This is a genomic window from Paenibacillus sp. FSL K6-1122 (genome assembly GCF_037977015.1).
GTDB lineage: Bacteria > Bacillota > Bacilli > Paenibacillales > Paenibacillaceae > Paenibacillus > Paenibacillus amylolyticus.
In genome coordinates this window covers 1,316,829-1,331,871 of sequence record NZ_CP150272.1, presented here as the reverse complement: position 1 = coordinate 1,331,871, position 15,043 = coordinate 1,316,829, and the positions used below count along the sequence as shown (strand labels likewise).

General features: G+C 47.7%; 11 protein-coding genes. 6 read left to right on the top strand and 5 right to left on the bottom strand.

All coding sequences use genetic code 11. The annotated features are described in order from the left end of the window. Positions 1-254: 254 nt before the first annotated feature. Genes NSQ20_RS05845 through NSQ20_RS05835 form a run of 3 tightly spaced genes read right to left on the bottom strand, consistent with a single transcriptional unit; the run spans position 255 to position 3,568 of the window. Positions 255-2,309 carry a hypothetical protein gene (locus NSQ20_RS05845; protein WP_340032079.1) on the bottom strand — a complete coding sequence of 685 codons (2,055 nt, stop codon included), beginning with the start codon at positions 2,307-2,309 and terminating at the stop codon, positions 255-257. Then, positions 2,284-3,186 (bottom strand): ABC transporter ATP-binding protein, encoded by a 903-nt coding sequence (locus NSQ20_RS05840; RefSeq protein ID WP_047841850.1) that lies wholly within the window; start codon positions 3,184-3,186, stop codon positions 2,284-2,286. Before NSQ20_RS05840 ends, NSQ20_RS05845 begins: the two co-directional genes overlap by 26 nt. Then, positions 3,179-3,568, bottom strand: a complete 390-nt coding sequence (locus tag NSQ20_RS05835; RefSeq protein WP_036606399.1) for a GntR family transcriptional regulator — start codon at positions 3,566-3,568, stop codon at positions 3,179-3,181. Before NSQ20_RS05835 ends, NSQ20_RS05840 begins: the two co-directional genes overlap by 8 nt. Before the next feature lie 1,333 nt (positions 3,569-4,901). Here NSQ20_RS05835 and NSQ20_RS05830 point away from each other — a divergent pair. After that, entirely contained in the window at positions 4,902-5,807 is a 906-nt protein-coding gene (locus NSQ20_RS05830) for a futalosine hydrolase (protein ID WP_340032078.1), read from the top strand. Next, a complete protein-coding gene (locus NSQ20_RS05825; RefSeq protein WP_340032077.1) occupies positions 5,804-6,646 on the top strand; it encodes a 1,4-dihydroxy-6-naphthoate synthase in 843 nt (280 codons plus the stop codon). Before NSQ20_RS05830 ends, NSQ20_RS05825 begins: the two co-directional genes overlap by 4 nt. A 1,201-nt stretch (positions 6,647-7,847) precedes the next feature. On the opposite strand, the gene NSQ20_RS05820 is transcribed toward NSQ20_RS05825, so the two are convergent. Together NSQ20_RS05820 and NSQ20_RS05815 are read right to left on the bottom strand one after the other, a co-directional pair. Next, positions 7,848-8,471 (bottom strand): pyroglutamyl-peptidase I, encoded by a 624-nt coding sequence (locus tag NSQ20_RS05820; protein ID WP_282319213.1) that lies wholly within the window; start codon positions 8,469-8,471, stop codon positions 7,848-7,850. Positions 8,472-8,492: 21 nt separating this feature from the next. Then, positions 8,493-9,494, bottom strand: a complete 1,002-nt coding sequence (locus tag NSQ20_RS05815; RefSeq protein ID WP_036672452.1) for a Gfo/Idh/MocA family oxidoreductase — start codon at positions 9,492-9,494, stop codon at positions 8,493-8,495. Between the two features lie 489 nt (positions 9,495-9,983). Between NSQ20_RS05815 and NSQ20_RS05810 the strand changes: the two genes are divergently transcribed. The 4 genes from NSQ20_RS05810 (at position 9,984) to NSQ20_RS05795 (ending at position 14,914) form a co-directional block, all read left to right on the top strand. After that, positions 9,984-11,714 carry an AraC family transcriptional regulator gene (locus NSQ20_RS05810; protein WP_340032076.1) on the top strand — a complete coding sequence of 577 codons (1,731 nt, stop codon included), beginning with the start codon at positions 9,984-9,986 and terminating at the stop codon, positions 11,712-11,714. A 99-nt stretch (positions 11,715-11,813) separates the two neighbouring features. Beyond that, complete coding sequence (locus tag NSQ20_RS05805; protein ID WP_340027332.1) at positions 11,814-12,887, top strand: iron ABC transporter permease; 1,074 nt, start codon at positions 11,814-11,816, stop codon at positions 12,885-12,887. Positions 12,888-12,889: 2 nt separating this feature from the next. Beyond that, positions 12,890-13,906 (top strand): iron ABC transporter permease, encoded by a 1,017-nt coding sequence (locus tag NSQ20_RS05800; RefSeq protein ID WP_340027333.1) that lies wholly within the window; start codon positions 12,890-12,892, stop codon positions 13,904-13,906. A 60-nt stretch (positions 13,907-13,966) separates the two neighbouring features. Continuing rightward, positions 13,967-14,914, top strand: a complete 948-nt coding sequence (locus tag NSQ20_RS05795) for an iron-hydroxamate ABC transporter substrate-binding protein (protein WP_340032075.1) — start codon at positions 13,967-13,969, stop codon at positions 14,912-14,914. Positions 14,915-15,043: the final 129 nt, after the last annotated feature.

The following is a 15,043-nucleotide window of genomic DNA, read 5'->3' as shown; positions in this document are numbered from 1 at the left end:
GCAGAATAGCCAACGAAATCAACGAACGACAAAAAAGCACCCGCAAGTCAGGCATTTGCCTGCTCTTACGGGTGCTTCCCTCATAAGCCGTTCCATATGAGATTCGATTGAACGAGTCACTCGAACCTTTACTTTTTCTAATATATTCCATTCACTGTGTCTGGTCAAGTAAATCTGGTTTCACTGGTTGAATAAAACTTTCGATCAACGGGAGAACCCTTCCCGCTTATAGTTAACAACTGATACAGCCCAGCTTATTGATTGACCAAAATAGCTTTCATTTCCTCGGTCAGATCCTCTTCTTTCAGCATCATATAGATGTTCGGTCCCCTTACCGAGTTGAGCTTAATTTGGTAGACCGTATCCTGATCGGTGTAAAAACCGGTTCTTTGTCGCAGTAGCAGATCGCTGATTATTTTTTTATTTTTGGTAGCGACCTGTCTGTTACCATCGATATTTACATCCACAAAATTAGGCTCAGGATACACCATTCTGTATTTACCTTGATTATCAATCTCCTGTTTAACAAATTGGGCAGAAGCCATATCCTCAGCCGATACCGTAAGTTGATCATAGAGATTGTTCTGTTTGAGCCATTCCATCAAGCGGCCATAGCTTGCCTTGAACTGATAACTCACACTGTGGCTCGGTCGATCCAGCTTTTCTTTGGAAGATGCTTCATCAAGATAATCCTGATAGACTTCTATCGAAGCGAACGATTCCCATGAGGATAGCTGGTCCTCATATGTCTGATTGAGTATTTCAGACTTCAAAAGTTCCTTGAATTCACGAATCAGCTTAGGATCGCTAATGAATACTTTACGCTCCGAGTTGAGACTGGATCGAATACCAATACTGCGAACATCTTCATCCAGTGCATAGGTGTCATAAGTCGTTGATTTATAATCTTCCCACTGTTTCACCTCTGCTAATTCCTGCCTGAATTCTTCTTCGGGAATCTGATACCTACGTGTCATCGTTTTCCCATTATTGAGTTGGTAGTCGATCAATACATATTCATCGTTGCTTCTGTTCTGACCGCTGTTCTGATTACGTACTCTTTCGAGCAAGGGCAGATCGGAGTGCACAATTTTCTGATGCAGTGCAAGCACAGCATCCACATAACCCGGAGTATCTGAATAAAATGGGCTACCATCCAGTTTTACACTTTTATCATTCACATAGATGTAATGGTCTCCCCCCAGTCGTACCATTTGTACATTTTCCTTTGAGGGCACATTATTAGCGTAACCGTTCCAATCGGCTACAGGGATATACAAAATTAATCCTGCCACGATACCATATACTGCAAACCGGGGGAGTAACCTGCTGCTCCAGATGAGCCATGTTTTACGTATAATCATCTCAGCACCAATATAACCAACCACACCACCTAGCAGATAACCAAAGATACCCCATACACCTGATCCTTCAGGAGCAATTCTGGTAAAGTAGGCACCTCCTAATAATACCAATGTGAACATGAATCCAAAACGGAAGATGGGTTTGACGATCCTGAACGTAATTGCTTGTGTCGCCGACTCTACATGTCTTCTCGCATACAGCACATAACACAACACGAAGAGTATACAAGTTATAGCCGCATAAATTCCCAATTCCCCCCATTCTGGAGGATAATAACCCATAGAGCTCATTCGGAAGAGCAGGGATGTTTTTTCCATGTTAAAGTTACTCGAATTATTGTACGTAAAGCCAAGCAAATAACGTTGTAAATGAAGCTCATAAACTCCCCAAAAGATCACCGGAATTAATATTAGACCAAAAACTGTAAGTCCTTGCAGAATAGATTGGCCTATACACATTCCCACGGCAACCGTCAGGGTAAACATAAACAATGAGAAGATGCTCATCGTCACGCCCCACATCCAGATATCATGACCACTGAAAATATAGGATGGTTGATCGAGCACCGCCCATACCCACCCGGTAATCCCGGTGGTTATCCAGATCGGAAGCAGAATCATGACATATCCGGTCAACAGATTCATCGTTAACAGATGTTTACGCTGTAAGGGCAGACTGTGGTATAAATCCGCAGGCGCACCAGTTTGAATATAGCGGAAGAGAAGCAGCGCTATGGCGACAGGAAAGGTCAGCGCAAATACCAGATGAATTTCATTAGCCTGAAACAGACTGGTGATTTCCAGAGGTACTTCTATATATTGTGTTCCAATATATAGCGGAAGTGAGAACAACAATGTGATGAGATATAAAATCCCTATCCATCCATGTTGTCTGAAATTTTGGATCAGGATGCCCCGGTTACAGAACAATCGGTTGAATATCATACCCTGCGTCCTCCATTTCGTAAATAAAGATTTCTTCGAGCGTCAAAGGCAGTACATCCAGCAGATACGGATCATGTACACGGAATTGATCCGTTACCTGTTGTCGGTTGCCTTTGACAATGTACAGGGATACACTTCCCCGTTTCTCTTCATGCAAAATATCAATCTGCTCATCCATGGCTTTGGCATGGTCCGGGTGGCGGAATGCGACTTGGATTTTATGCGTATCGGCCTTCAGATCATCAAGATCCTTCTCTACAATAATTCGGCCTTTGTGCATAATCGCCACATGGTCACACAGATCTTCGATCTCACGCAAGTTGTGCGACGAGATAACAATAGTTACTTGACGCTCAGCCGCTTCCTGGAACAGCAAGTTTTTGATCTGCTGGCGCATGACCGGGTCGAGGCCGTCAATCGGCTCATCCATCAGCAGTACTTCAGGCATACAGCTAAGTCCCAGCCATACGGCTGCCTGACGGCGCATGCCTTTGGACATACGATGTAACTTGCGTTTTACATCCAGTTTGAACACGGTAGCCAGTTGCTTGAACCGTTCCTCATTCCAGCGCGGATATACCGAACGATAAAATGCAGCCATCTGAGTTATTGAAGATTGCGGGAAAAAGTAGGGTGAATCTGCCATAAAAATTGTGCGGCCTTTGAGATCCATATTTTCATAAATCTCATTATCTTCGATACGAACAGTCCCGCTGTCCTGACGGTAAATACCAGCCATCATTTTGAGCAGCGATGTCTTGCCTGCCCCGTTGGAACCGAGCAAACCATAGATCGACCCCTTATGTATGTGCATCGTTACGCCATCCACTGCCTTTTCCTGTTCAAATGCTTTGACGACTTGATTCAGCTCAATCATGAGGCTCCTCCTTCTCTATACGGGCCATCGCTTCCTCAAACAAAAGCGTCATATCTGCTTTGGTCAAACCAGAATACGAAGCTTCTGCAATCAACTTCACCAGAGACTCTCTGATCTCATCTCTCATGGCTTCATTCGGATGTTCCACTGACGATGATACGAAGCTCCCTTTTCCCTGCAAAGAATAAATGTAACCTTCACGTTCAAGCTCACGATACGCTTTCTGAATCGTATTTGGATTCACGGTCAGCTGCGTGGATAACGCACGAACGGAAGGAAGCTGCTCGTCGGGCTTTAGAATACCGTATACGATCATTTCTTTGACTTTGTCCACTAGTTGCTCGTAGATCGCCTTACGGCTGCGTACATCTAATTCGAACATCCCGCACCTCCTTTCTGTAAATGTGTGAATAACCTATGGGTTTAAATGACTGTATCTGAGGTGTATGTGTAGTTATCTGGGTGTAAAAAGGCATTACCTAAGCTGTACAGCTGTACGTATTCAACTCTTAGGTGTATTAACTGTACTACTATTATTAATACAGTTAAAACGAATTGTCAACCGTTGACTTTGACTTCTTGTTTTATTGGGAGTACGTTAATAAAGATAGGTTATATGGTTTAAATGACATATATAATTTGGGGAAGCAGGTTCATTCCGGCTTACGACGGGGCTCGATCAGGGTGGCGTTCACATGGGGTGAGGCAAAACGGCTATCTGAAGCGATGTGGCTAGATGTGGCTACTCGAAGTGATACGGCTACCCAAAATCTTTGCTTGACCGCTTTTGACAGAATTACATGCAAATGTTGTTCAGGTCTTTCCCCTTCCGTTATGATGGAGATGAAGTGTTCGACAATCACTGCATATTGATTATTTTTTTGCATGTTTAACCTGATAGGTTGGTTGGTTGGTTGGTTGGTTGGTTGGTTGGTTGGTTGGTTGGTTGGTTGGTTGGTTGGTTGGTTGGTTGGTTGGTTGGTTGGTTGTTCGTTCTGTTATGCGTTAGATTTGTTGTGTTGTGTTGTGTTGTGTTGTGTTGTGTTGTGTTGTGTTGTGTTGTGTTGTGTTGTGTTATAGACCTATTGTCTGCACAAACGGTAGGCCGTAAAGTGGGCAGCTATATCAGAGTTAGCAAAACTGTGTATTTGCTTAAAATTCGGGTTTGCACAAATAAGCTACTATGCAGTGGTCGAGTGTAGACTGGACCGTTATTCATTTGGCTTGTTGGTCTAAAATCCTAAGGCTATATATGATTCGCGTTGGATGGGTCGGGCAGACTCCAGCCTTTTGAATCGTTTATCTGTTCGTTTGGAGGGCCAACTCGTGCTGTCCGCACTGAGCATACATATTGTAGATATGTCTTTCAAAGGGTGGACACGGACATGAGAAGCACTTCGGAATTGATATTCTACATATAGATCATTTTTAATTTTATATCTGAAAACATCTATATGTAGTGTTTCATATTCATGGATGGATATAGTATCTTTTTAGAAAAAGTGTCCACTCTTTGAAAGACAAAATCAAGATAAATGTCCTTTTGTAGTGGACAAATATATGCCCGAATTCCATTTATATAAGCTGAACTATACATTTACACGAAAATATAGAAGTAAGTAGTAACCCTAAGAAGTGTAACTAGAAGCTTGCTGTAAGAAAGATACTATGGAGGCATATGTTACACTTCTAATACCTCATAAGGAGAATCCGAGATGAATGAACATAGACAGGATAAAGATCAGAATAATAAAGCGAACGCCTCATTCGAGACTAGTGACCAACAGGGAGATTTAAGCGGGGCAACAACGACTTCAGATACTAGTCCGGTACAAGCAAATTCATCACAACGTGTGTTAATTGTAACCGCGGTTGATGCGGAGAAAGATGCGGTCCTCCGTGGTTTGGGAAATACGGCCGCGGAACGATTTGACGTCATCGCTGCGGGCGTTGGCCCAGCCTCGGCCGCTGCGGGAACAGCCGCTACATTGGCATATGCCGTAGCGGCTGCAAGCACTAGGGCGTTGGCGCAGGGTTCCACTGCGCCAAGCCCATCCGATGTGGCACAGGCATCTGCCACATCTTCAAGGCCGGGGCCCCTTGCCGGGACCGGTAGTTCACCAGCCTACATGCTGGTGATCAGTGCCGGCATCGGCGGCGGGTTCCCCGGCCGGGCAGACGTCGGCTCCCTCGTGGTAGCCGACGCCATGGTTGCTGCCGATCTGGGCTCACAGACGCCAGACGGCTTCCTTAGTGTGGACGAGCTCGGATTCGGCTCGTCCATTGTGGCGGCGGACACGGAGTTTGCCGCTCGCCTGCGCCATGAGCTGCAGCGGGCCGGGCTCGCTGTCAGCGGAGGCACTGCGGTCACCGTGTCCACGGCGACCGGAACAGCGGAGACGGCTGCGGAGCTATTGCGCCGCGTGCCGGATGCCGCCGCCGAAGGCATGGAAGGCTTCGGCGTGGCAACAGCTGCCCAGCAGTTCGGCGTGCCAGCACTCGAACTGCGGGCCATATCCAACGCGGTCGGTCCACGCGACCGCGACGCTTGGCGCATCAAGGACGCCCTCGATGCGCTCCAGGCCGCAAGTTCCATTTTACGGGAGGTTATTACATCATGAAAATTGCATTTTCCCCTTGTCCAAACGATACATTTATCTTTCACGCGTGGGTGCACGGTTTAATCCCGGGAGCACCTAAGCTGGATGTCCGTTATGCTGATATTGATATTACCAATGGTCTGGCGGCAAATCCCGATGGACCCGACACACCTGAAGTGATGAAAATATCTTATGCAGCACTGCCATACGTGTTATCTGACTATGCTCTGCTTCCTGCTGGAGGCGCACTTGGCAGAGGCTGTGGTCCTTTGGTTCTGACCGCCAATGGCACGACTGACCCAGCATATTTGTCTGGAAGACGGGTTGCTGTGCCAAGTGAACGTTCGACAGCATATCTATTATTCCGTCTGTGGGCAGCGCAAAATGTTCCGGGTGGTGTAGGCGAGATTGTTGTCATGCCATTCGACCAGATCATGCCTGCTGTACGTGACGGCAAGATCGATGCCGGACTTGTCATCCATGAAGCACGCTTCACGTACCAGAATTATGATCTCAAACTAATGACAGATCTCGGGAACTGGTGGGAAAGCGACACAGGCCTTCCGATCCCGCTTGGAGCGATCATCGCACGTCGCAACATGGATGCTCATGCCCTCGCCGGATGGGCACGCGCCTCCGTTGAATATGCATGGGCGCACCCCGATGAGTCGAGAGCATACGTTATGGAACATGCCCAAGAAATGGACCCTGCTGTAGCTGCACAGCATATCGGCCTGTACGTTAACGAGTTCAGCGCCAACCTGGGTGATGATGGTTACGGTGCAATCACTGCACTGCTTGGCCGCGCCATGAAAGAAGGACTCGTTCCCGAGTTCGACCTTGATCTGTTGCGAATCTAACTTTGATTTAATTTGAGTTAGTTTCTCTTCGCTCTATATCTAAAGAACACAGCACATCTTATTTAGCCGAATAACGTGGTATGAGAATTCTAAAGAATCTCAGACACCGTATTCGGCTAAATCTCGTTCAAATTGCCGATAACTCTCACACTCAAGCACAATAACGATCCTACGATTCGTTAGAAATTGGTATGTGCGGGTTTTCGGCGAATAGAGTGTGCTCGGTTCGTTAGAGTCCGTTCCAAGACGCTCTGAGGAGCAAGCTTCGTAGAAGCGCCTATTCGGGGATTCGAAATTTAAGTGGTTTTTAAAAGTAGACTTAGGGTGCTACAAATTCGCAGTTTTTTTCTCTTACGAACCCAGTGCACCTTATTTAGCCAAATATCATGCTACGAAAATTCTAACGAATCCCAGACACTCTATTCAGTTAGAAATCGGTCATATCACCAACAAATTCGCTTCATTCCACCCAATAACGATCCTACGATTCGTTAGAAATTGGTATGTGCAGATTTTCCTAGAATAGCGTGTGCTCGGTTCGTTTGAGTCCGTTCCAAGGTGTTCTGAGGAGTAAGCTTCGTAGAAGTCTATTCGGGGTTTTCGTGGATACAAACCACTTAGCTAGCCAGGGTGATGGTGGTGTCCTTGCGTCTTGTTTCTTAAGAGCTTAGTTACTTAGGGGTAGTAAAGGTCGCATCCAGGAGGGCAACGAATCGGAGTCTGTCCTTTAACTGCCCCGTACCTGTTTTGCTGAATTCCTACTTTCCAACAACAGTTGTATAAGCCTTAATGGGTTTCGGATTTGAGGTTTGCGGTTTGCGGTTTGCGGTTTTAGAGTCTAATTTTTAACTAGGCAAAAAACTTTCATCAAGATTTTTTGCTGCAAACTAGTGACCTCACTAACCATGTTGGACTACACACGAAATAGAAAGAGCTGTCCCCTAACGTCAGACTTATGACGATGGGACAGCTCTTTTTTTCACTTTATATTCAACTTCATATTTATACTCATATCTAACACTCTGCTCAACCCAAGATCGAAGCAGACAAAAACCATGCAACTACACGCTCTCCAAGTCATCTTGAACCCTACTGTACTCCATCATCCACCCCACTGCTCTCCCTCTCACAACAGCGGTCTACGAATCTAACCCTCGCCTACGTTCTCCTGCAACCGCAGCCGAACAATCGCAACCATCCCCTACGAATCAGCCACAACCGTGCGGATCATGATCCGCAGCGCATCCAGCATCATGGGAATAGGCAGCGAAGGAACGGAAGGCTGCAACACAGCCATCTCTGTGGAGGCAGGAAAGTGTACAAATCCTGCACGGATCGGAAGATGCCCTATACGAATGTGATCCAGTACCCGATACATCGTGTTGTTGCAGATATATGTACCTGCTGTATTGGACACGGTAGCTGGAATACCCGCTGCGGACATGTCATTCACCATGGCACGTATGGGCAACGTGGAGAACAAACCGTCCGGGCTGCCGTCTACAATTGGCTCGTCCACAGGACGCTGTCCTTGGTTATCCGCGTAGGAGCCTGGCGGAATATCTTTGACATTCACGGCGATCCGCTCCGGTGTGATGGATGTTCTGCCCTTGGCCAGCCCACAGGCGATAACGACATCTGGCCGATAGGCTTCCATCTCTGCGATCAGCAGGTCTGCACATTCATCAAAGTGCACGGGCAACAGTACTGTTTTTAGCTCAGCACCCTCGATCACTTCGTTTGCAAGAGCATCCATTAATGCCCCCGTCGGATTCACCGCATCCCCGCCAAAAGGTTCAAACCCGGATATCAGAATCTTCACCATCACACGTCAGCTCCTGTCTGTTTACTCCGATTTGTAACGTAATCCCCACTGGCCCCGAATCGTGTCCATCAGCTTCATGATTTCCAAGGATTCGTCCAGTTTAATGGTGTTGCTCTCCGTCCGACCTTCGAGGATACAACGTCCCGCTTCTTCTGCCTCAAAAGCATAACCAATACATGTTCGATCATCCGTGAACTTCTCCGGCTCGTCCTGACCATTCACATGCAGATAGGCTTCTTTGCCCGCCAGGAATAAAGGTAGACGAATCTTGCCTTCCGTACCGTATATGACCGCTTCATTGCTAAGGTTCAGACGAATGGCAGCACTCAGTGATGCAGAACGTCCCTCGGAATAGGACAACAACACGGAAAATTGCTCGTCCACACCCGTCTCACCGATATTGGCTGTACTCCATACATGCTGGGGCTGTTCACCAAAGATCATCGATGCAAAGGAGATCGGGTACACCCCTGCATCCAACAATGCGCCTCCACCCAGATCCGGATTAAGCAACCTACCTTCCGGCTCCCAGCCGACACGGAATCCAAAGTCTGCCTGGAGCAAACGTACTTCACCAATTCGTCCTTCTGCAATCCATGCTCTGGCTTGAGCGATCGGTGGCAAAAAGCGTGTCCACATCCCTTCCATCAGGAAAAGGTTACGCTCCCGTGCCGTCTCCACCAGTTGCTCCAACTGACGCGCGTTCATCGTAAACGGCTTTTCACATAGCACCGCCTTGCCTGCCTCCAGACAAGCCATTACATTCTCCTTATGCACAGGGTGAGGTGTTGCCACATAGATAATATCTACCTCAGGATCTTGCAGCATTTCATCATAAGAACCGTAAGCGCGTGCAAAACCATATTCAGCTGCAAACTTCTCCGCGCTTCCCGCTGTCCGTGAACCTACCGCTGCTTTCACAGCGTTTCCCGCATGCTCCAAATCCCTTGCAAACTGGGATGCAATCCATCCCGTGCCCATAATGCCCCAGCGTACTTTGTCCCGTCCCACTACTTCTGTCATATTAAAGCCTCCCTACTGCAATTTGAGTTGAAAAGGTTCATGATTCAGATCAGGCCAACATGTTATCCCCTTTATTTTACCAAAAAGAAACGCTCACGTCAGAAAACGATTTCGATTATGTGCTTTCAATAGACTTCAAGCTCATCAGGGCCTCGAACATATCTGTGTACATTTCAATTCTCCAGTAGATTTGCTAAGATTATCAGCAGACTAGGGCCAAGAAGTCTTGTCCCTAAACATACTTGTAACTAGCGACAATCTGGTTAAACTATCGATCACATCTGATAACGGGATCATATACCCTGTGCTATTCATAAAACATCTGGCTATACTGCAAACGTGCTTTTGACAAGGCAGCCAGTATTCACTACATCATGCCAAACGTATCAATAGACGTTTAAGATAGACCTTCATGTCCGAGAAAATATGGTACGTTCCAGATTCAATTATCACCTAAACTGTTCCAAAGAGAGGAGGTCGCATAGCAACATGACTACCATCCCCGGTACCGCCCACAGCGGCATGAATCCACACACGTTACATCAGCAGACGAGTCCCAATGCAGAAAAGGAATCCTCAACCCGGGCAGGCCTGGATGCCTTCCTGAATGATACCCTGATTGAACTTCGTCAGGCAGAACATATAATAACCCGTGGGAAATGGCGCTGGTCCACAACTGAGCTAGCTCATCATACCTTCATATACATGCACAAATTCACAGGCCAACTGATCATGAATGGAATCAAATCTCACGTGGTTCGCAAATCAGCTTGTCTGTCCCTACCAGGAACTGCAATTGAACTGTTTAGTGATGAAGAACATGATATTGAACTGTATATCATTCACTTTGATATGTATCGGGCTACGGAGAAAACAAAAGCCAGACGAATCTACGAACGTGAGCTCAGTTCACCTGTTACAGGCTGGATTCAGGGCCCATTTTACGGTATACAGCGCATTGCCGCACAGCTTACACAATTAAGCAATGAAGGTTTGGAAAGGGGCTTGAAAGCACAGCTCTTCCTGACGGAACTGTTACATATGCTCTGGCCTCAAGAAGACCAGACTGACGTGGGGGCTGGGCAGGATGAACCCGAACAGTGGCTCAGGTCCACCCTGCAATACATGCGCGAAAACTATATGCACGAGATCAAGCTGGAGAAGCTGGCTGAACTGGCTGACATGCACCCGTCCTATTACTCGCAGCTATTCAAGAGCCGCATGCAGAAAAATCCGATTGAGTACATCACTCATCTGCGTATGAACCGGGCCAAGGAATTGCTGCTCACTTCCGATCTGCGTATCCGTGATGTGGCTCGTAAAGTGGGTTACCGTGACGAATTTTATTTCAGCCGACGTTTCCGAAACCATGCCGGTTATGCGCCAACTTCCTATTCGAAGCAGGTCCACCGGAATATCGTGTCGCTCTCCTATCCATACACGGACCACCTGATGACACTTGGCATCACGCCATGCGCAGCTCAGATCCAAGGCCATCTTCCTCATATGCCCAAATCGCTGACGTTGCCCTTCCACGCCTACGAACCTTGGGAACAGGGACGTCAGGCTTTCCTGGATGTGAATCCTGAATTGATTCTGACCAAGGACAATGCAGCTGCCAAAGCGATGGAGCATATTGGCGATGTCGCTCCCATCATCACGATTCCCTGGAATCAGACAGATGTCTTTGGTCATCTGCATCAGATTGCATCCATTGTGGATCGTACCCAGGCAGCGACAGATTGGCTGGATCGACATGAACGCAAGGCAGAGCGTGCACGCAAAAAAATCAAGGAACTCGTCGGGAACATCACCGTTGCCGTGGCCACGTTGACCCCTAAAGGTCCACGGATGTACAGTCATCGGAACTTTGGACATGTTTTTTATCGAACCTTGCAATTGGCCGCACCTCAGCGCATTCAGACCGAACTGGCTGGCAAATCTCCCGGCGTTGGATTCAACTGGCTACCCTTCACACCAGGAGAATGGGACGGACTGGAGGCAGATGTGCTGGTACTGGCGATTAATTCTATGCATGAAAAGGCAACACTGTTGAAAGAGATGGCTTCAAATCCACTGTGGAACAGCCATCCTGCGGTAAAAAACGGACGTGTACATCTCATCGACTGGAACTCATGGGTCGTATATGCTCCATATTCCATCAACATCCAGCTCGATGAAGCGCTCTCTATGTTGACGAACAAACCTTCACTTTTGTAATCTAAAAAATGTCCATCTCCAGAATCTTAATTTATGCCATGTACGGGCCTGAATTAAGATTCTATAATGATCACTAATTGATAATGATAATCAATAACAATGAAATACGTTGTTGGTACCAAAGGAGTGACCCGTATTCAACATCCGGGACTGCCACATCGTCCGTCTAATTCAAGAAAATCTGCAGTGACCGTTGGGCTGACGTTTTTGTCTGCCATAGCCATACTGCTGCTAAGTATGTTTGTCGCAATCTCTTTAGGTGCCAAAGGGCTAACGCTGGAAACCGTATGGGCTGCCATATTTCAGTACAACCCAGCTTTGACACCACATCAGATTATTCATGAGCTGCGGCTGCCTCGTGTCCTTGCCGCGGTTATTATCGGTGCTGCCTTTGCTGTTGCAGGAGCTTTAATGCAAGGCATTACGCGTAATCCGCTGGCAGACACGGGCATTCTGGGCATCAATGCTGGAGCCACTTTTGTCGTAGCATTGAGCTTTGCCTTTTGGCCCGGACTGCCATACGGCTGGATTATGTTTTTATCTTTCCTCGGGGCTGTTCTGGGCACACTGCTTATCTTCCTGCTTGGAATGGCAGCACCTGGTGGTCTGAATTCCATCAGACTGACCGTTGCCGGAGCCGTTATTGCAGCCATGTTAACCTCGCTCAGCACAGGAGTTGCCATTTATTTTGACCTGAGTCAGGATCTGGCCTTCTGGTATGCGGGAGGTTTTGGCGGAATAGAATGGCGGCATCTGAAGTTAATTCTCCCCGTACTGCTCGCCACACTAGTACTGATTATGCCACTCGCCCGGCGTGTATCGCTTATGTCACTCGGTGAAGAAGTAGCGATTAATCTCGGGATCAACTTGCGCTGGACGAGGTTTCTCGCCCTCGCAGCGGTTGTTGTGCTGGCTGGTGTGTCCGTGTCGGCAGTAGGCTCGATTGGATTTGTCGGACTTGTCATCCCTCATATCTCCCGCAAACTGGTGGGTGTGGATTATCGACTCATCATTCCGATGTCTTCTCTACTTGGAGCGATATTACTGGTGCTCGCCGATCTGGGCTCACGCATCGTGAACCCGCCCGAGGAGCTCGCGGTAGGCATTATGGTCGCTTTTGTCGGTGTACCGTTCTTCCTCTATCTGGCCCGTAAAGAAAGGAGGGCCTTGTAGCGATGAATTTTAATACACCTTCTCGAGGTAAACGTTCGATAGTTGTCAGTATCACGCTGCTCTGCATCGCGATTGCCGTTATTGTGATCAGCCTGAACACGGGAACCATTCGTCTCTCCCCAGCGGCTGTGTTACAGACTTTGTTTGGTAATGGCAGTTCGGATGATCAGATTGTACTGTTTGATTACCGACTGCCTCGCATCCTGGTAACTGTACTGGCCGGAGCTGGACTTGGTATTGCCGGAGCAGCCTTGCAAGGGATCACCCGCAATCCATTGGCGGACCCGGGCATTCTGGGATTACATGCAGGGGCTGCATTTGGACTAATGGTGTTTGTTAGTCTCTCCTTTACGATGGATGGCTCTGTGGCCTTGCTGATCCCGTTGTTTGCTTTTGCAGGCAGTGTGGCCGCTGCCCTGATCATCATGCTGTTATCTTATGATCGCCATAACGGCGTATCACCCATTAAGCTGATTCTGGTGGGAATCGCGGTAGCGGCCGGGTTCCATGCCTTGACACTCTACCTATCCCTGCGTCTGGATGAAGACACCTATTCCTTTGCCGCTCGCTGGTTGGCAGGAAGCGTCTGGGGCCGGGATTGGATTCATGTGCAAGCGTTGCTTCCTTGGGTGGTGTTATGTATCTCGTACATCTGGAGTCGATCCCAAACGCTCGATGCCTTCAATCTTGGAGATGCTGCCGCAACCAGTATCGGGACACCTGTCCGATCCCAGCGTATTATTTTGCTGCTCTGTGCCGTGGCTTTGTCTGCCGTCAGTGTATCCATGGCTGGTGGAATCGGCTTTATCGGTCTGGCGGCGCCACATCTGGCGCGTAGGCTTGTGGGTCCGATGCATCGGCATCTGATCCCAGCCGCCGGGCTCATCGGTATGGTTATTCTGGTGACCGCTGATACGATCGGGCGAACGATCTTTCAGCCTAATGCCATTCCGGCAGGCGTGGTGGTTGCCGCGATTGGTGCACCTTACTTTTTGTACCTGTTAGTACGAAGCAAGTGATCTTTTTTCCAAAAAACAATAAAGACATCCAAGAGATGTTCAAGGAGAATGTGACTACCCATGTTAAAGAAAAATCTTATGCTTGTCATGAGTATCTGTCTGGTGCTTGTGCTTGCAGCCTGTGGAACGACCAATAATTCATCATCTGCTTCTGGTGGTTCGTCCACGGATACTTCAAGCAACAATCAAGACAACAGTGCAAATTCGGGAGAGCAACGCATTGCCTCCATGTCGATTCACTTGACCAATGATCTGCTGTCTCTTGGCATTACTCCGGTTGGTTCCGTTATCGGTGGCGAAGCCAAAGGTTTCCTGTCCCATGTTGCTGATCAACTTCAAAATACAACGCCACTTGGTCCGGTTAAAGACCCGGATATGGAAGCTTTGCTTGCCCTGAAACCCGATGTGATCTATCTGGACGAAGAATTCTCCGGTGGTGATATTGCCAAATTCGAAAAAATTGCTCCGGTGCATGTCTTCAATCTGGATGACGGTACATGGCGCGACCATCTGAAAGACATTGGCAAACTCGTGAATCGCGAGAAGGAAGCCGAGCAATACATTCAGGACTACGCAACCGAAACGGAAGAAGTGAAGTCCCTCATTAACGACACCATTGGTGATGGTACTGTGATGGCAATCCGTGTTACTGCCAAAGAATTACGTGTATTCAGTACACGCCGTCCCATGGGTCCCATTTTGTATGAGGATCTCGGTCTGACTCCTGCCAAAGGGATCACAGATATCGATTCGACTAAACCGTATCAAGTCGTCTCTCGTGAAATATTGCCGGACTATGATGCAGATGCGATCTTTGTAGTTGTGAATTCGGATGATGAAGCCCAGACCATGTTCAAGGAGCTGCAAAACAATCCGATCTGGCAAGGTCTGAAAGCAGTCAAAGCCGGCCATGTCTACACGATTGGCGCACAACCTTGGCTGGATTATTCATCGATCGGTAATAAAATGGCCATGGATGAAGCCAAAGAAATGTTCTCCAAAAAATGATTTTCCTTACACTCCACACTTAACGTGTCACAATACCAAAAAACCTCTCTTAGAGACCGGAACAGAGTTAGTTATCATACTCTCTTCCGCTCAAAGCAGAGGTTTTTGTTTTTTTCTTATCTATTTTAC

Coding starts and splice junctions, on each gene's coding strand:
- NSQ20_RS05835 (WP_036606399.1), bottom strand. CDS start 3,568: ATGTTCGAATTAGATGTACGCAGCCGTAAGGCGATCTACGAGCAACTA.
- NSQ20_RS05840 (WP_047841850.1), bottom strand. CDS start 3,186: ATGATTGAGCTGAATCAAGTCGTCAAAGCATTTGAACAGGAAAAGGCA.
- NSQ20_RS05800 (WP_340027333.1), top strand. CDS start 12,890: ATGAATTTTAATACACCTTCTCGAGGTAAACGTTCGATAGTTGTCAGT.
- NSQ20_RS05810 (WP_340032076.1), top strand. CDS start 9,984: ATGACTACCATCCCCGGTACCGCCCACAGCGGCATGAATCCACACACG.
- NSQ20_RS05825 (WP_340032077.1), top strand. CDS start 5,804: ATGAAAATTGCATTTTCCCCTTGTCCAAACGATACATTTATCTTTCAC.
- NSQ20_RS05805 (WP_340027332.1), top strand. CDS start 11,814: ATGAAATACGTTGTTGGTACCAAAGGAGTGACCCGTATTCAACATCCG.
- NSQ20_RS05845 (WP_340032079.1), bottom strand. CDS start 2,309: ATGATATTCAACCGATTGTTCTGTAACCGGGGCATCCTGATCCAAAAT.
- NSQ20_RS05795 (WP_340032075.1), top strand. CDS start 13,967: ATGTTAAAGAAAAATCTTATGCTTGTCATGAGTATCTGTCTGGTGCTT.
- NSQ20_RS05815 (WP_036672452.1), bottom strand. CDS start 9,494: ATGACAGAAGTAGTGGGACGGGACAAAGTACGCTGGGGCATTATGGGC.
- NSQ20_RS05820 (WP_282319213.1), bottom strand. CDS start 8,471: ATGGTGAAGATTCTGATATCCGGGTTTGAACCTTTTGGCGGGGATGCG.
- NSQ20_RS05830 (WP_340032078.1), top strand. CDS start 4,902: ATGAATGAACATAGACAGGATAAAGATCAGAATAATAAAGCGAACGCC.